The organism is Sulfurimonas sp. (assembly GCF_026988655.1).
In the GTDB taxonomy this organism is placed as follows: Bacteria; Campylobacterota; Campylobacteria; order Campylobacterales; family Sulfurimonadaceae; genus Sulfurimonas.
Genome location: NZ_JALSKT010000073.1, coordinates 19905 through 37151 on the forward strand (window position 1 = coordinate 19905; position 17247 = coordinate 37151).

The window sequence follows — 17247 nt, forward strand, 5'->3', positions numbered from 1 at the left end:
TATCTTTTACAAGCATAGCAATTTATTTAATAGAATAAGCCAATAAAAGTATTAATTTTTATTATTTATCATATTTTTGTGTAGTATTGTAAAGAAAAGCTAAGTTATTTGAATTTTTGATAAAATCAACGTAGGCTTAATTGCTTATGATATAAAATAAACTTATTCGTATTGAAGTGAGTATTAAGATGCAAAATATAAAAACCCATAATATAGCAGGTTATTTGTCAAGAGCTTTTTTAAAAAACCCGCTTACACCTATTTTAGCTTTTGCTATCCTTGCCCTTGGTTATATTTCGCTTGAAGTAATGCCAAGAGAGGAAGACCCGCAAATTGCTGTAAGTGGGGGTTCTATCATAGTCCCTATGCCTGGAGCTTCTCCTGATGAAATTGATAATGCAGTGTTAAAGCCACTTGAGAGAAAAATTAGTGAGATAAAAGGTATAAAAGATGTATATTCTACTGCGATGCATAATGTAGGAGTGTTGAATATACAGTATAAAATAGGGGAAGATAGAGAAAGTTCCAATCTTAAATTATATGACAAGGTCATGCAAAATATGGACTCACTCCCGGGTGGAGCTATGCATCCTCTTGTGAAACCTTTTGATATTGACATTGATGTGCCAATAGTTACAGTTGCATTTTATAAGAAAAAAGAGTTAGGGATTGACCATATTAAATTATATAAGCAAATTAAAGATATTCAACAAGATATAAATGCAATTCAAGATATATCTAAAACAACACTCAAAGGTGCTAAGAGACCGCAGTTTAATGTACTACTTGATTTAGATAAGCTTTCAGCTTACCATATATCAATTGGGCAAATTGTACAGTCAATCCAGGCTATAGCGAAAAATTCCCCAGATGTAGACTTACCCGCTCAAGATAATAGATTGATGGTGTTTGGTGTGAAGAATGCTATTAATTCCATAGAAGATTTGCAAAATCTTGTGATAGCAAAATATATGGGTTCTTTAATTTATCTCAAAAATATTGCTAAAGTAGAATACTATTATGATATACAAAATTATCAAGAGGCATTGGTGACATACAAGGCAGATGGAGAGCCTTTTAGCGAAAATAAAGATCAGGTAACCATGACGATTTCCAAGCTTAAAGGAAGTAATGCGGTAGAGCTAGCTGAACAAGCACTTGATACTATAAAAGAGTATGAGGATGAACTTCAAAAAAATGGGTTAGGGTATATAGTTACACGAAACTACGGAGAAAGAGCAAATGAAGCAGTAAATGAACTTGTGCATCATTTGGTCTTAACAATAGCAATAATATCGCTTATTCTTATTCCCTTCTTAGGTTGGCGGGAATCTTTAGTTGTGACGATTGCTGTTCCAATGATCTTAGCAGCTACTCTTTTCATAGCATATATGACTGATCAAACGATCAATAGGATTACACTTTTTGCCTTTTTGCTCTCTCTTGGATTAATTGTTGATGATGCAATTATTGTGATAGAAAATATACATAGGCGGATGCATTTAAAAGAGACACAAAATCAAAGCTTTGATCAGATAATAATCGAAGCAACAGACGAGATAGGTCCCTCAACAAATATAGCTACGATTGCAATTATGCTTACTATGATTCCTATGGCTTTTGTCGGTGGAATGATGGGACAGTTTATGCTTCCTATCCCTTTAAACGTACCTGTAGCACTTGCTGTATCGCTTTTTGTCGCCTATGTATTTGCTCCATATTTAGCAAAGAAGTTTATCAAACGCAGTAAAGGAAAGCATTAAACATGGAAGAGCTCGTATATAAAATTGTAAGTTCAAAAAAAAATCAAAGAAAAATTGGTTTTATTGTTTTAATATTTCTTATTATTGCTGTTGGCATGATTCCTACAAAAATAGTTTTAGCCAAAATGTTACCTGGAAAAAGTGCAAATACTTTTAGTATTTATGTAGATACTGCAAGTAACTCTACTGTGCAAGAGACAAAAACGGTTGTAGAATGTGTTTCAAATATTCTAAAAAATGAAGAAAGTATTAAAAATATGGAGATGTTTATTGCTCAAGGTGCTCCACTTGATTATGCAGGTTTGGTTAAGGGAAGTGCTTTTAAGTCACTCAAAAATCAAGCAGAAATAGTAGTAAATCTTACAGATAAGCATGATAGGGATGAACCGTCATTTTTAATGGTTCACAGACTCCGTCCCATCGTAAAAGATGAATGTGAAGAACTCTACAATGGAACAACTATAAAATTTGTAGAGATGCCCTCTGGCCCTCCAACATTTGCAACTATACAAGTCAATCTATTTGGTAAAGATAGGCAACTTTTACGTGAGACCTCTAAGGTAGTTGCAGAGTCTTTTGAGGAAACAGAAGGTTTAGTGGATATTGATATTATGCAAGATGACATATATATTAAGTATGAAATATTACCAAATGTAGAAAAAATCATAAATTCGCACCTCAAAGTAGACCAAGTGAGTAATATCTTGTATATGGCATTTAAAGGCAATGTTGTGGCTACAAAGAATTCTACGCAACAACAAGATCAGATACCTATCTATGTCTCTCTTGATAAAAAAACACGTACACTCAATCATCCAAGTCAAAATGAGTTAGAGCTAAAGCTTTCTCGTCTTAAACTTTTAAATTCAATGGGCGTGATGATACCTATGAAAGAAGTTGTCTCCATCCTTCCAAGGCTTTCAGATCCAACAATATACAAAAAAAATATGCACTATGTAGCTTCGGTAACTGCTGAGTGTGATTTGGTGTCTCAAGTCTATCCTCTTATGGATGCAAGAGAGATTATGATAAAAAAACTCTCAAAAGATTTCAATATTACACGCCTTACGGGGATGAGTACTTATATGTTTGACTTAGCTCTCGTTGACAAAAAAACAGGTGAAAAAGTCCTTGCAAGATGGGATGGAGAGATGAAGGTTTCACTAGATACTTTTAGGGATTTAGGTGGTGCATTTATATCGGCTTTAGTGTTGATGTTTTTACTTATGGTTGTTTATTACAAATCTTTTGCTTTGAGTGGCATTGTCCTTGTTGGAAGTTTTTTATCTATTATTGGGGTTATTATTGGACACTTTGTAACAGATATGATATCACTCTTTTTTATAGATATGCATTTTTATCTCACCGCTACATCGCTCATTGGGTTTATCTCACTTATGGGAATTAGTGCGAGAAGTTCACTTTTACTTATAGATTTTACAAAGTCACTTATAGAAACAGGTATAGAAAAAAACAAGGCCATTGCTGTTGCTACGGCAACAAGAGCTAAGCCAATATTGTTGACGGCTGTTGCAATTATTTTGGGTTCACTTTTGTTGGCAACAGATCCTATTTTTGGTGGATTGGGGGTTGCTCTTATATTTGGTAGTATGGCTTCAACACTTGTTTCACTTTTTTATATTCCGGTCTTGATGGCTAAAACCGTTGCTATCTGTCCGAGTGAGAGTGAGATAGAGTGTCAAAAAGGAAAGGGAGTAAGATTAAGCGATATTGATCTGCAAGAGATAGCGCCTGAGACATATAATGATGCATAAAGAAAAAGATGATAATATTTCAAAAACAAAATAGAGAGTCTGTCTGTGAAATATCTTATCCTTATTTTTGTAAGCATAGTTAATCTTTATGCTGTTGTTTCTATCGCACCCATAAATATTGGAGAAAAGCCAGGGGTAAGTGGTGCACTGAAAGGTTCCTTTGAGACACAGAGGGGGAATGCACGTACAGACAACTATTCTGCGAGTGCAAAAGTACAGTATGATAATAATAGCTCTTATGTAATGTGGACAGAAGTTGCGTTTAACTATGGAAAATCATCAGGTATTGTAAATACAAACAATAGTTTTACTCACTTACGTTATATCCATACAACATATGTAGAAGAGTTAAATTGGGAAAGTTTTTTACAATCTCAGACAAACGAATTTACGAATGTGAAAGATAGGTATCTTGCTGGAGTAGGATTACGATACTTTATTAATAAGTCTCAATATGGAAAAGTTTATGTTGGATTGGGTACATTTTATGAGTTTCTGAGTTATACGACGCAGATTGATCCTGTTGAACATAACAATAGATTAAATGCATATATTTCTTACTCAAAAGAGTTAGGTGAAAATACAAAGTTAACTTATCTTGTTTATATACAGCCAAGCTATGCAGATTTTTCAGATTATGTTTTGAAAAATGCATTTGAGTTGAAAATTCGTATTTATGAAAAATTGTATTTAAATTTTACTATTTCTTACAATGAAGACACGAAGCCCGCAATAGGCATCAAAAGGACTGATGCCCATCAAAAGACGAGTTTTTTGTATGAGTTCTAATTAAAGTTTTTTCCCTTCATATTTCGCTTTTAACTTTAAGTACTCTTTATAATCATCATCTGAAATATTATCAGAAACTGATTTTGCAGAATCATTTGCATTTGTTGTTGCTGTATTTGATGAGTCTCTTAAATCATTAGAGATAGTTTTAGTCGAATCATTCGCACTTGCTGTTGCTGTGTTTGATGAATCTCTTAAGTCATTAGAAACAGTTTTAGTAGAGTCGTTCATATTGTTTGATGTAGTTTTTGCTGCATCATTTACATCATGTGAAACTGCCACTGCTGAATCTTTAAAGTCTTTTGTAGCCATTGTTGAGCTATCTTTAAAGTCTCTTGTTGTATTAGACATAGTGTCCTTTGAATCTTCTGCAATTTCAACAGTAGAATCGCGTAAGTCTCTACTTACCCCAGTTGTTGTATCTGAACCACTCTTCACAGTCGCGACTTCACTCGTTTTAAGGTCATCACTTACTTTAACAGCAGAATCTTTTGCATCATGACTCACATTAGTAACAGTTCTCTCCCCACTTTTAGAAACTTCAACACCACCATCAACGCCAGACTTGAACGAGTCTTTCGCATCATGGCTCATAGATGTCATACCATCTTTCATATCTTTAAACATATCCCCAAAACTAAAATCCGCAGATAAGCTTGTCGTTAGAGCAAGAGCTGCTACTGTACTTACTAGTAATTTTTTTGTCATTTTTTCCCCTTTTTGTTTTGCCTTAAGAAAACTATAACTCTTTGAAGCTAAAGAAAAACTGAATGATGGATAAATTTTTCTAATAATATCTTAGAGTGTTTTGATAGGGTACACTTCTATAGATTTATTTATATATTATTAAAAAAAATTATTTCTAAAAATATTTTTCTGATATAATAGTTCAAAACAGATAAAGGGGAAATGATGAAAAAAGTGATTGTAAGTGTTGTACTTCTTGGAAGTTTACTTCAGGCTGCTCAGTATACTAAAGAGGATAGAATCAAAGATATGACTGCTATGGCAAATGCCATGGGTGTCATTCAGAGTGGTTTTTTCTACAATAATTATGAAACAGTAGCTGCCGGTGTGGAACAGCTCTCAGATACAGTAGTAAGAGTAAAACCTCCCATAGAAGAGCAAAATGAAAAAGATGTTATGGCAAGGTATATGAATGAGAAAATTCAAATGTCAAATAAGATTGTAAAGAAAATCAATCAAAAAGCATTAACAATTTTGCAAAGATTTAAAGCTGGAGACTCTACTCAGGCGACGCAAGCCTATACGAAAATCATGGGGCAATGTATGAAGTGTCACAGAGAAATTCGTAACTGGTAAGAAGATGAAGTATTTATTTTTACTCCTGTTTAGCTTTGGGAGTTTAGTGGCTCAAGAGCTTATACTGACAGGGACAGTCATCTCCAATAACAAAAAGATGATACCTGCGCGTTATATGGGCTATGTGAAAAAGATAAACTTTGAAGTTGGAGACAGTGTTGAGAGAGAAGACACTCTTTTTGAACTTGAATCTGCTGAGTTTGATATCTTAGAATCTCAGGCCAATCTAGCACTAGAACAAGCAAACTTAATGCTTGATATGTATAAAACAAGAGTCAATGTTTTTAAAAAACGCAAGCATCGTTTAAAGCGAAAAAAATCAATGATGCCTGCGATGGACTTTCGTGAAAATATGGAAGATCTCAATGAAAACATTGATGATATTAGTGGTTCCATTGAAGCAGCAAAAGTCTTAGTCACTGAAGCAAGTGAAAAAACAAAACAGTTTGCAACGATAGCGGGTTACCTAAAGATTAAAGCACCAAATGATGGCGTGATAGTAGAGAGAAGAATTCAGGTTGGGGATATGGTTGCTCCGGGAATGTTAACGATGATTATTGTAGATATGAAGCATCTAGAAATTGAGGCTGAGGTTGCTGAGTCTGATTTAAAATATCTTCGTAGAAACAAAGTTGTAAAAATTACAATTCCCTCATTAGACTATAAAGCTTCCGGTTTTATTAAGGCGATAGTTCCAAGTGCTAACCCAATGGCACACACTTTTAAAATACGTGTAAGCTTTGAGAAAACAAGTGATATGATTTTTCCAGGAATGTATGCCAAAATTTACATTGATTTAACAGATGAGTTGGCAAATAAGATATAATACCACTCATGAATGAGTTTATAAAATATATTAAAAATAATAACGAAAAAGATATCCATCCTGCTGAAATTGCCAATCTACTCAAAGGCTTGAGTGATAAAGAGTTTGCAAAAGCAATTAAGCTTGTCCCAAAAGAGATAGTAGGGGATGTTGCTCTCGCATTACCAGATAGATATTTTGATGATGTTGTTGAAAATTTAAGTGTAGATGACCTTTCTCGTGCGGTTACAGAACTTGAATCTGATGACCAGTTAGAGTTTATGCAAGAGTTGGAAGATGTTGATGAAAATGTCGCTGAGGAAGTTTTTAACACCTTAGATGCAGCAGATAAAAAAGAGATTACACAGCTGCAAAACTATGATGAAGATCAAGCTGGTGCAGCTATGCAGCTTGAGGTCTTTACCGCACATGAAGATGAAATAGTTCAAGATGTTATTAAAAGATTTGCTCGTCTTAGAAAAGAGAGAGAACTTGAAAATATTCAAAATCTTTTTATCGTAGATAATCACAATAAACTACTTTATACTGTTGGACTTGATGATTTACTTATTTTTGACTTTACGAAAAGCATTCGAGAAAATATTCAAAACGCAAATGAAAATTTTGAACCAATAACTGCGGTAGATACAGATGACATTAAAGATGTTGTTAAATATTTTAAAGAGTATGACTTATCAGTTTTACCTATTGTCAATGCTAATGGTGAACTTGTTGGGCGTATAACTTCTGATGATATTTACGATATTATCAATGAACATGCAACTGAGCAAATGTATAATCTTGCTGGTGTTGATGATGAAGCAGAAGATGATGAAGATGTATTAAAGGCAACCAAAAAACGTGCTAGCTGGTTAGCGCTTAATCTCTTGACTGCAATCGTAGCTTCTTTTGTTATTGGACTCTTTGAAGAAACAATTAACTCTATGGTTGCTCTTGCTATTTTGATGCCCATTGTCGCATCAATGGGTGGAAATGCAGGAACACAGAGTTTGACTGTTGTTGTTCGTCAGCTTGCCCTTGGTGAGATATCACATGAAGATGGTTTTAGAATTATTAAAAAAGAGGTACTTATCTCAATTTTGAATGGGTTTGTTTTTGCTGTCGTGATAGGCTTCATAGCCTGGATTTGGTTTGATATACCACTGCTAGGGTTTGTAATAGGTTTAAGTATGTTGATAAACCTTGTAATGGCGGGGCTTTTTGGGTCTGCCATTCCTTTAGGACTCAAAATTTTAAATATTGACCCGGCTATTGGAAGTACAGTTATTTTAACCACTGTTACAGATGTTGTTGGCTTTTTTAGCTTTTTAGCTCTTGCTAAATATATACTACTTTAAGAGGATTTGTAAAACTTGGAACTATTAATAATATTTTTTATATTGTCAGTTGGAGTCTCATTTTTATGCTCTATTTTAGAATCAGTTCTGCTTTCTATCAACATGTCTTACGTTGCAGTTGTAGAAAAAGAACGTCCAGCAGTAGGAAAATTACTCAGACATCATAAAGAGAACATTAACAAATCAATTGCATCAGTGCTTATTTTAAATACTATTGCTAACACCTTAGGTGCAGCGGCCGTCGGAGCACAAGCATCGAAAATTTTTGGAAATGATGCTGTTGTTTATGTTTCAGTTATTCTTACTTTTGCTATCCTTTTTATATCTGAGATTATTCCTAAAACCATAGGTGCTATGTACTGGAAACAGTTAGCCCCCATGGCAGCGTACTTTATTAGAGTTTTTATCTGGATGACGTATCCTATTATCTTAACAACTCTAGCGGTAACAAATAAGATTTCAATGGGTAAAACAGATTCACATTCACTTACAAAAGAAGAGCTGTTAGAGAGTATGTTGATGAGTGAAGATGAGGGTGTCATTGATGAAAAAGAATCAGATGTTATTGAAAATATTCTGAATCTTGACAATATTAAAGTAAGTGAGATTTTGACTCCAAGAAGCGTTGTGTTTGCCTTGGATGAGACGATGAGTATTAAAGATGTTATTCAAACGCAGCCGGCTATTTTTAAGTTTTCTCGTATCCCAATATACAAAGACTCTTTTGAAGAAGTGACGGGACTTGTTCTTACAAAAAAAATCTTTAAACAAGCACTTCAAGATGATACAGTTGCACTCTCAAGCATTAAAAAAGAGATGGTAAGTCTTAATGAAAATGTTCCAGTAAGTAAAGCGCTTGATATGTTTATATCTAAAAAAGATCATATGTTTTTAGTGAGAGATAATTATGATCAAACTGAAGGAATCATTACTCTTGAGGATTGTGTTGAAACAATTTTGGGTGTTGAAATTATGGATGAGAGTGACACAACGGAAGATATGCGTGAGCTTGCAAAACGTAAGATGAAGCTCAAACGTAAACTTACAGAGTCAAAGCACTAAAAAGAGATGCTTTATCCAAGCATCTCCTGCATATCTATTGTTGTACCAACCTCTTCAACAAGTTGATCCATAAGCGAAAAGAGCGCAAAAGATTCTTTTTCTGCTTGTGAAAAACGATTGATTATTTCATCTTTTTTTCCACCTTTATTCATGCACCCACCGTTGAGCGCACAGTCGAGATTTTCATTGATGAGGTTATGAAAATTGATATGATGTTTTTCCATTGTTTTAAAAGTTTTATTAGAACCTAATACTTTTTTATCTTGTGTGTAGTACCACTTTCCAAATCCACAATGTTTATAATCTTTTTTAATCTCCTCTGTAACAGTTCCATTGACAACAGCAGAGTAAGCATTTGATTTTAAAACTATATGGTGAACTTTATATTTTGCCAGTAAAAGAGCAAAACTACTTTTTGTAGAATCAGTAGAGACAGTTTGAATATCAGTTTTTAAGGCATCAATAATATGTGCAAAATTTTCCATAGTGTTATTTGCTTGAATTGCAATATCACTCATATTATTGGCATTTTCAGAAATTTCACTTGATTGTTGTTGGAGATTTTGAATGGTAATACTAATCTCTCCAGTTGCTTTACCTGTTCTTTCTGCAAGCTTACGTACTTCATCAGCAACAACGGCAAATCCTCTACCATGCTCTCCCGCTCTTGCTGCTTCTATAGCTGCGTTTAGAGCTAAAAGATTTGTTTGATCAGCAATATCTTTGATGAGGTTGATAACAGTTGTAATATCTGTGACATTTGTATCCATCTGTTCAATTGCTTCAACAGTGTTAGAAACGAGTTCACTTAGGTTTGATACTTCATTTCGTGTTGCTTCAACTGCAGTTGATGTCTCTTGTGTAGCATCTGCTGCGTTTGATGTCAGATTTGCTGCATTTACAAAAGAGTCAGCCGCAGAGTCTATATTTGAGTTAATAAGCTCATAATTTGTTTTTGTTCCTCCATTGAGTTTTGAAAATTCTGTTGTCAATACGCCCATAAGCTTATAACGCTCATTGGCCTTCATAGAAGATATTGCTTTTTGAATTTCTTTGGCGGTCGCTTGATACTCTCCATGGAGTCCTTCAGGAAACATACTTCTGTACATTTTTCCATCACTTACCGCTTCGATAGTGTAACGTGTTTCACGTAGTATGACTTCCATTTGATCGAGCGTATTGTTAATGTCCCATGCTATATGTTCAAGTTGTGTTTCATTTTTATGTAAAACAATGCGATGCGAGAGCTCTCCATTTTTTGTTTTGTGTAAAATATCACTAATTTGTGTTAATAATTCTGCGTCATTTTCTTTTTGTCTTCCAAAAAAAATCATATTTTTGCTCCCAGTTGAAGATTAAAGACAAATTCTCTATAACCTAAGTTGTGTTCTTCTAAAAAATCATAAAGAAATTTATGTGAAGCTTCTACTCCTCCGCTTCTCTCAATTTCTAAAAGTTTTTTATAGATGGGTAGTATTTGTTCTATGGCAGATGCATTTGCTTTACGACGCACAGAAGTGTAACTGATAATATTTCCATTTGTGTCAAGGTCTGCTGTAATATAAGCTAAAACCCAATAATAACCCCCATCAGCACAGAGATTTTTTACAAAGCCAAAAAATTCATCTTTTTTTTGTACCATATCCCAAAGCAGTTTGTAGGTAATACGAGGCATTTCAGGATGGCGAATCAGATTATGATTTGCACCTATCAAATCAGCAGGTGGATAACCTGACATTTGTGCAAAAATTTCATTACAGTAGATGATCTTCCCTTTTGTGTCTGTTTTAGATACTATAAAATCATCTGCATTAAGAACTTTTTCACGATTTGTTATGTTTTTTGGAGCATCTAATTTTGATAAACTACTTTTAGACATATATTAACTCCCTTTTTTAATAATTTTCTAATGAAATTATATAAAACAAATACTGAGATAGGGGGGGGGTAAAGGGATAATAAAGCAGTAAATGAAAACTGTAGTTACTATTTCACACAGCAGGAGAAGTGCTGTGTTATTGTGTGTTACATTCCAGGTATTCTAGGTATTTTTCCAAGTTTTGAGTTACGACAGTAGCTTCCCCAGCCTTTTTTCAACCAGTGTCCAATAATCGGCATAGGAATCATAAAGGCACGTTTCTCATCTCTATATACAAACGCAGCTCCATCACCCGTATCCATGACACAAAGGATATTTAAGTGTTCGTTATAGCCTTTGAAGTCACTGCCACCCTTGTCTCTCTCTTGGATGTTGTGTGCTGTATTTTTAGCCATAACTTCTGCAACATGTCCCTGTTTTGCTCTCCAGTCATAGCCCTCTAGTGAAGCAACATCACCAATTGCATAGATATTTGAGAGGCTTCCGTCTTCATTTAAAACACAAGAAAAATCATCCGTTTTGATAAAACCTGCTTCATTTGTTGGAAGGTCAGAATTTTTAATCACTTCATGTCCATCACCTGCGGGGATAAACATAATAAAGTCAGAATCAAGTTTGCTGTCATCTTCAAAAACGACACCATCTTTTTCAAAGCGTTTGATTTTTTTACCAAAGTGTTGTTTAATGCCCAGTTTTTTAAACATCATATCCATCATTTTAAGCGCTTGAGGACCCATTCTTTTTCCAGGTTCTGCCATTGGAGCAAAAAAAGTTAGCTCGAAGTTATCGCGAATACCTTTTTTCTTGAGCATATTATGAACATTGAAAAGTAACTCAAACCCTGGTCCGCCACGAACAGCAGAAGTGTCTTTTGGATTTCCACCAAATCCCATTGCAATTTTACCACTGCCTTTGGCTACGAGCTTGTCAAGTTCATCTCGAATATCTAAAGCCATTTGTGGCGCACCACAAATAGAGAGCGTGTTCTCAATCCCTGGGGCTTTCATCTTAGCAGCACCCATTCCAATGACAAGGTAGTCATAATCATCCAGAACTGTACCATCTTCAAGTGTCACTTTGTTCTCAGCTTTGGAGATACTTTTTACTTTGTTGATGATAAGGTTAAAACCATGTGCACGTTGCAGCTCATGCAAATCAACACATACATTTTTAAACGCAGTCTCGTGCGTTGGTACCCAAATAGAAGTGGGGTAAATATAAAAAAACTCCCTATCACTTACTAAGGTAACATCATAATTCATTTTTTTCAGATAACTTGCTGCATCAACGCCCGCAAAACCACCACCCAAAATTAGTACTTTTTTCATTTTTATCCCCTGGTATTTACTTAAGTTATAAGAAATATTACTTGAATTGATGTTAAAACTATATTAAAGAGCTTAGTTTTATCGTCAATTTGTTTTTTTGTTTATAAAGTATACTGCAATCATACTAATGAAACCACCGAAGATGATGTGCAGTTGGATAGGTTCATCTAAAATAAGCCAAGCACTAGAGAGGGCAAAAAAAGGCACTAAAAACATAAACGAACTTGTCTTTTGACTTCCTAGTTTTCCGCTTGCTACAAAAAAGATAGTCGTAGCGAGTGTTTGACCCAGTACTGCAAGATAGATCATTGATACCCAAAATTTCCAGCCTTGTGAGAAAACAGCCATCAAATTAGAATCAAAGGCGTAAAAAAAAGTCACAACTGTAGCGATAACAGAGATGAAAAAACTGTAATGAATAGGATGAATGTGCTTTTGCGAGTGTTGTGAGAGCAGCGTTACTCCAGCCCAGATAAGCGCACAGAGTAAAAAGTAGATATTTGAGCTATTTAAAAAGAGATGAAAGTCATTGAGTTGCAGTAAAATATATCCGCCAATAAGCCCTAAAATGAGTCCAAAATACTGAGCCGTGGATAGCTTACTTTTAAAAAAAATAGCAACGAGTATAAAGGTCATAATTGGGCTAAAAGTGGTAATAATGACACTTCCAGCCCCAGCAAGCCCGTACTTAATACCTAAAAAAGCACTTACCATAAATGAAATATTTAAGAAGGAACTTCCCATGATGTATTTGAGTGAGGCTGCGTTTAGTATAACAGGCTCTTTAAAAAAATAAATAATAGGTAAAAAGGAGAGTGTCATAAAGAAAAAACGCCAAAAGATTATGACATCCATGGGTAAGTCGTAGGTGAGAATTTTAAGAGCAGTCCATCCCCCACCCCATAGCACCATGGCTAAGAGTAGGAGATACTGATAAAATTTATCGTTTTTTTTCAAATTCGTCTACAATTTTTGTAACAATGAGATCTGAGGTTACATTTAAAGATGTGCGACACATATCAAGGATACGATCAACTGCGACAATGAGTGCCATATACTCAACTGGAAGTCCAAGTTGATTGAGGATAATCACCATCATAACAAGACTAGCACTCGGTAGTGCAGCCACCCCAACGCTGAGAGCAACAACAGTGATACCAAGCAAGATTTGATCACCAAGGCTGAGTGTGACTCCTGCAAGATTTGCGATGTAGAGAACTGCCACACTGAGATATGCGGCTGTTCCATCCATAGAAACAGTTGCCCCTAAAGGTAAAACAAAAGAGGCAGTTTTTTTATCTACACCGCCTACTTCTTCTACTACCCGCATACTAACAGGCAAAGTAGCTGCGGATGAGGCAGTAGAAAAAGCCATAATAGGCACTTCACGTATATCACTGAGATAAGCATAAGGATTGACCTTAGTAAAAAACCTTAAAACACTCGGTAGAGTAATAAGCCCATGAAATAAAATAACGCCAATAACAAGAAAAAGATATTTATAAAGCCCAAAAACGACATCAATACCTTGCTCGGCAATAACATAAGAGATAAGTGAAAAGACACCTATTGGAGTTAGGAGAATGACCCATTCAGCCATTTTTAGCATAGCTTCACTTATGGAGCTAAAAAGATTTCTCAGTGGCTCTTGCTGTTTTGGAGAAAGATAGAGTGAGGCAACACCAAAAAGAATAGCAAAAATGATAATCTGCATCATTTTTCCCTCAGCTAAAGCATGGAAAATATTTGTAGGAATGAAACTCAAAAGCATAGCCTCAAAAGAAAAAGGAGCAAGTGTTGTTGCTTTTGCGTACTCTAGTCCTGCCGTGCTAACGTGTTCTCCAATATGAAAGATATTCATAGCAGTAATGGCAGCTACAACTGCAAGAGCGGTTGTGAGAAGATACAGACCAATAGTTCTGAGTCCCATACGTTTGAGGTGTTCTATGGAGCCAAGTCCTAAAATCGCGACATAGATACTAGCAAAAACAAGTGGAACAACAAGCATTTTTAAGAAGTAAACAAAGGCAACGCCTATCACTTTTTGCTCTAGTGCGAGTTCAGGAAAGAAGGATCCAAACGCAGCGCCAAGCAGTATGCCAAAAATAACAAGAGTATTTGTAGTCGTATATTTTTTTATCACGTATGTCCTTATAGCAAATTCTTTTTAATCCAGTAGGATAATACATAAAGTCCCCAAACATGCTGCTTAAAACTCCCTCTTGAAGCTGTGGCTAGGTACTCATTCAGTTTAGCTTTTTGGAACATTCCGGTTTGTTTGTTTACCTCTTCTATAAGTGAAATCTTTCCTGAACTTACAAGGTACTCCATATAAGGATTTGAGAAGCCTTTTTTCTTACGTGTTAGTATCTCGTTAGGAAGTTTGTTAGTCATAATTTGTTTGAGAAGCGACTTTGTTACACCATCTTCATATCGGAGTTTTGGAGATATACAAAAAACTAAAGAGGCGAGCTTATGGTCTAAAAATGGGGTGCGTGATTCGATAGAGTGTGCCATACTTACACGGTCAAGTTTTGTCAAAAAGTGTTCTGCTTGAAAGATGTTGAGGTCTATATAACTGTACCAGATACTTGGGTCTGTGTGTTGTGAGTTTTCAAATCTTTGTCTGAAATTTTGGAGATATTGTAAACTTTCATTGTCTTTGATATTGCGTTTGAGGAGTTGGTTTTTTTGCAAATCAGTAAACTTATCTCCCGAAGTACGAAAGAGTAGCGTTTCATCAAATACCCGTTTATACCACTCCCACTCTCGGTTCATAGAGAAGTTGGCACGGAAATATTTTTTGAGCCAATTTTTATGTTGTAAATCTGCAGCACCTTCAATGTCTAGATATTCAAAATATTGTCTATATCCTAAAAAGAGCTCATCCGCACCTTCTCCACTAAGTACAACTTTATAGCCATCTTCTTTTATCTGTTCAAACAAAAGATATAAAGGAATGGCAGCAGGGTCATTGAGTGGTTCATCTAAAGTATCAAAAACCTTTGGGCATGCAGCGATAAACGCAGCTTCATCTATCTCTATTTGTTTGTTTTGTATACCAAGAAGTTTGGCACTATTTGCTGCGTTTAGACGTTCATCATATTTTGTAAACTCCTTGTATCCGAGTGTATATGTTGCAAGATCTAAGCCTTGTTGTTTAGCATAGTAGTTGAGTGTTGCTGAGTCGATACCGCCTGAGAGAAGTGAAGCCATAGGAACATCTGCTTGTAAACGCAGTGAGATAGAAGTTTGTAACTCTTGTTCTAACAAGCTTACAGCTTCATCTTTGTTTGTTATAAGGTTTGGTTTGTTGTCTAGCAAGTCAAAATAGCTTTGCACTTGAACTTGATTGTTTTTGTATGTGAGATATTCTCCTGCAGCTAACTTTTTGATACCCTTATAAAAGGTATGTGGTGGAGTGGGAGCTAAAAAGGAGAAATAGCTTAAAAGTGCGTCATTGTTCATCTCTTTTTTGTGTAGAAATGGTGTGAGCGCTTTTATCTCTGAGGCAAAGATAAAAGAGCTAGCTTCAAGATAAAAAAGAGGTTTTTTGCCTAGTCTATCACGAAAAAGATAGAGTGTCTCTCCATCAAGTAAAGCGATAGCAAACATACCACGTAAATGTTTCACAAAATCAACACCCCATTTGAGATATGCAGCGATGATGACTTCAGAGTCACTTTGTGTCCTAAAGTCAAAATCTAGTTCAGCTTTTAGCTCCTCAAAGTTATAAATTTCACCATTAAATGAGAGTAGAATATTACTGCGTTTGAGTGGTTGATGACTTCTTTGGTGTGTGTCTTGGATGGAGAGTCTTTGATGGGCAAAGAACAGTTGTTCATGCTCTACAATTCCGCAATAATCAGGACCTCTATGTGCAAGTGATGCAAGGGCATCTCTAGCTATTCTTGGGTTGTATCTGCCTAAAATTCCAAATATCGCACACATTATCTTAAAAACCTTATGGTGATGTCATGTTCTAAATACCCTTGATGATAAGTGACTTCTTTTACCTTTAAATCTTTGGCTATTTTATCTATTTTTTCTTTAGTAAGATAGTTGTATATTTGGCTACTCTGCTCACCAAAAAGAGCATTAAAAACAAAGGCTTTTTTTGAAGATTTATAGCAGTTTTGTATGAAAAGATGTGTCTCAAACTCACTTAAAATATTTAAGGCACCACTGCAAACATAATAGTCTGCTTTTGGAATTACATCTTTACATATCTCAGCTTGGATAATCTCACACCCAGTTTGTGCAGAGGCAATAGAATACATATCTATAAGCGAGTCAATACCGATATATTTTTTAGGCGTTCTTTTCTTTTTTGTCATAAAGGTATATAAATCACCAAAACCACACCCAGCATCAGCCACAGTAGAAGAAGATAAATCTTGAGGAAGAAGTTGTAAAAGCATATCAAAGCGGAGTTGTTGATTTCCTTTTGAAGCCCAGTTTACACCTTTGGCAGATGTACCATGCATCTCAATAGCAGAAGTATAAAATTTTTCACTGTCAATACGTGGCATACAACTCCTTATTTTATTAGCGTATTATATATAAAAAATATTATTTTAAAATCTGACCTTACGCACTTTTCAATTTTTGCAACTCCAAATACGAAGTTTTATTAGCCCGAATAAGCAACTTTAGTTCCTTAGTGCGTAAGGTCAGTTATTAATACTTGAGCTGTGTGCCATACAAGCGGCAAACACGCTTCTTAGGAGAAGGGTACGGGGGAATTAAAATATTTTTGTCACACTTATTTTGGAAACATCATTGTAGTGACGATTCTTGTTCCCCATCTTGTAGGACCGCCATCAGGGCTTTTGGCATAATATTTTACACCTGCAGCATAAGAGATGAGTTGATTCCCTATTTTACTCACCTGCGAGACTGAAACGAAAAGAGGTACTGTCCACGCGTTCTTATCCGCTGCTTTCCAATCGTATGTTGTTTCTGTAAAGAGATTGATGGACATCGCACTACGAGTGGTATATGTAAAGAAAGGTTGGACAAATGTGTTACTGATATCAACTATAATGCACCCCAAAATCAAGACCAGTAAATCAAATATTTTAATTTCACCTCTCTATGATACCAGTGGTAACAGATTTACTCCTTTTTCATCTAAATTATTATCAGCTTGATAGTAAACTTCA

Annotated in this window: 16 protein-coding genes; 7 read left to right on the plus strand and 9 right to left on the minus strand. The window is 35.3% G+C overall.

What is annotated here, in order from left to right:
* Positions 1-188: 188 nt before the first annotated feature.
* The 3 genes from MV052_RS07745 to MV052_RS07755 are packed head-to-tail and all read left to right on the plus strand — an operon-like array spanning position 189 to position 4327.
* Entirely contained in the window at positions 189-1763 is a 1575-nt protein-coding gene (locus MV052_RS07745) for an efflux RND transporter permease subunit (protein WP_297442753.1), read from the plus strand.
* A 2-nt stretch (positions 1764-1765) separates the two neighbouring features.
* On the plus strand, positions 1766-3538 hold the full coding sequence (locus tag MV052_RS07750; RefSeq protein ID WP_297442755.1) for an efflux RND transporter permease subunit: 1773 nt from the start codon (positions 1766-1768) through the stop codon (positions 3536-3538).
* 45 nt (positions 3539-3583) lie between these two features.
* Positions 3584-4327, plus strand: a complete 744-nt coding sequence (locus MV052_RS07755) for a DUF481 domain-containing protein (protein ID WP_297442758.1) — start codon at positions 3584-3586, stop codon at positions 4325-4327.
* Here the strand turns inward: MV052_RS07755 and MV052_RS07760 are convergent, their stop codons facing one another.
* A complete protein-coding gene (locus tag MV052_RS07760; protein WP_297442761.1) occupies positions 4328-5035 on the minus strand; it encodes a hypothetical protein in 708 nt (235 codons plus the stop codon).
* A gap of 204 nt (positions 5036-5239) precedes the next feature.
* Here MV052_RS07760 and MV052_RS07765 point away from each other — a divergent pair, with 204 nt between their 5' ends.
* The 4 genes from MV052_RS07765 to MV052_RS07780 are packed head-to-tail and all read left to right on the plus strand — an operon-like array spanning position 5240 to position 8875.
* A complete protein-coding gene (locus MV052_RS07765; RefSeq protein ID WP_297442764.1) occupies positions 5240-5650 on the plus strand; it encodes a cytochrome C in 411 nt (136 codons plus the stop codon).
* A 4-nt stretch (positions 5651-5654) separates the two neighbouring features.
* The gene (locus tag MV052_RS07770) at positions 5655-6476 is read left to right on the plus strand and encodes an efflux RND transporter periplasmic adaptor subunit (protein WP_297442766.1); all 822 of its coding nucleotides are present in this window, start codon (positions 5655-5657) and stop codon (positions 6474-6476) included.
* Positions 6477-6484: 8 nt separating this feature from the next.
* A complete protein-coding gene (mgtE, locus tag MV052_RS07775; RefSeq protein ID WP_297442769.1) occupies positions 6485-7813 on the plus strand; it encodes a magnesium transporter in 1329 nt (442 codons plus the stop codon).
* A gap of 15 nt (positions 7814-7828) precedes the next feature.
* Positions 7829-8875 carry a CNNM domain-containing protein gene (locus tag MV052_RS07780; protein ID WP_297442772.1) on the plus strand — a complete coding sequence of 349 codons (1047 nt, stop codon included), beginning with the start codon at positions 7829-7831 and terminating at the stop codon, positions 8873-8875.
* An 11-nt stretch (positions 8876-8886) separates the two neighbouring features.
* Here the strand turns inward: MV052_RS07780 and MV052_RS07785 are convergent, their stop codons facing one another.
* The 8 genes from MV052_RS07785 to MV052_RS07820 form a co-directional block, all read right to left on the minus strand.
* Complete coding sequence (locus MV052_RS07785) at positions 8887-10209, minus strand: methyl-accepting chemotaxis protein (RefSeq protein WP_297442776.1); 1323 nt, start codon at positions 10207-10209, stop codon at positions 8887-8889.
* Positions 10206-10754 (minus strand): PAS domain-containing protein, encoded by a 549-nt coding sequence (locus MV052_RS07790; protein WP_297442780.1) that lies wholly within the window; start codon positions 10752-10754, stop codon positions 10206-10208. Before MV052_RS07790 ends, MV052_RS07785 begins: the two co-directional genes overlap by 4 nt.
* A 146-nt stretch (positions 10755-10900) precedes the next feature.
* Positions 10901-12082, minus strand: coding sequence for an FAD-dependent oxidoreductase (locus MV052_RS07795; protein WP_297442782.1), 1182 nt, complete (start codon positions 12080-12082; stop codon positions 10901-10903).
* An 84-nt stretch (positions 12083-12166) separates the two neighbouring features.
* The gene (locus tag MV052_RS07800) at positions 12167-13039 is read right to left on the minus strand and encodes a DMT family transporter (RefSeq protein WP_297442785.1); all 873 of its coding nucleotides are present in this window, start codon (positions 13037-13039) and stop codon (positions 12167-12169) included.
* Positions 13023-14225: a dicarboxylate/amino acid:cation symporter gene (locus MV052_RS07805; RefSeq protein WP_297442788.1), complete on the minus strand. Its 1203-nt coding sequence runs from the start codon at positions 14223-14225 to the stop codon at positions 13023-13025. Before MV052_RS07805 ends, MV052_RS07800 begins: the two co-directional genes overlap by 17 nt.
* Before the next feature lie 8 nt (positions 14226-14233).
* On the minus strand, positions 14234-16033 hold the full coding sequence (gene asnB, locus MV052_RS07810; RefSeq protein WP_297442791.1) for an asparagine synthase (glutamine-hydrolyzing): 1800 nt from the start codon (positions 16031-16033) through the stop codon (positions 14234-14236).
* Positions 16033-16614, minus strand: coding sequence for a class I SAM-dependent methyltransferase (locus tag MV052_RS07815; RefSeq protein WP_297442794.1), 582 nt, complete (start codon positions 16612-16614; stop codon positions 16033-16035). Before MV052_RS07815 ends, asnB begins: the two co-directional genes overlap by 1 nt.
* A 233-nt stretch (positions 16615-16847) precedes the next feature.
* Positions 16848-17066 carry a hypothetical protein gene (locus tag MV052_RS07820; protein WP_297442797.1) on the minus strand — a complete coding sequence of 73 codons (219 nt, stop codon included), beginning with the start codon at positions 17064-17066 and terminating at the stop codon, positions 16848-16850.
* Between the last annotated feature and the right edge of the window lie 181 nt (positions 17067-17247).

Bases quoted from the DNA above. Each gene is read 5' to 3' on its own strand.
- MV052_RS07745 (WP_297442753.1), top strand. From the start codon at position 189: ATGCAAAATATAAAAACCCATAATATAGCAGGTTATTTGTCAAGAGCT.
- MV052_RS07785 (WP_297442776.1), bottom strand. From the start codon at position 10,209: ATGATTTTTTTTGGAAGACAAAAAGAAAATGACGCAGAATTATTAACA.
- asnB (WP_297442791.1), bottom strand. From the start codon at position 16,033: ATGTGTGCGATATTTGGAATTTTAGGCAGATACAACCCAAGAATAGCT.
- MV052_RS07790 (WP_297442780.1), bottom strand. From the start codon at position 10,754: ATGTCTAAAAGTAGTTTATCAAAATTAGATGCTCCAAAAAACATAACA.
- mgtE (WP_297442769.1), top strand. From the start codon at position 6,485: ATGAATGAGTTTATAAAATATATTAAAAATAATAACGAAAAAGATATC.
- MV052_RS07815 (WP_297442794.1), bottom strand. From the start codon at position 16,614: ATGCCACGTATTGACAGTGAAAAATTTTATACTTCTGCTATTGAGATG.
- MV052_RS07820 (WP_297442797.1), bottom strand. From the start codon at position 17,066: ATGTCCATCAATCTCTTTACAGAAACAACATACGATTGGAAAGCAGCG.
- MV052_RS07765 (WP_297442764.1), top strand. From the start codon at position 5,240: ATGAAAAAAGTGATTGTAAGTGTTGTACTTCTTGGAAGTTTACTTCAG.
- MV052_RS07760 (WP_297442761.1), bottom strand. From the start codon at position 5,035: ATGACAAAAAAATTACTAGTAAGTACAGTAGCAGCTCTTGCTCTAACG.
- MV052_RS07795 (WP_297442782.1), bottom strand. From the start codon at position 12,082: ATGAAAAAAGTACTAATTTTGGGTGGTGGTTTTGCGGGCGTTGATGCA.
- MV052_RS07750 (WP_297442755.1), top strand. From the start codon at position 1,766: ATGGAAGAGCTCGTATATAAAATTGTAAGTTCAAAAAAAAATCAAAGA.
- MV052_RS07770 (WP_297442766.1), top strand. From the start codon at position 5,655: ATGAAGTATTTATTTTTACTCCTGTTTAGCTTTGGGAGTTTAGTGGCT.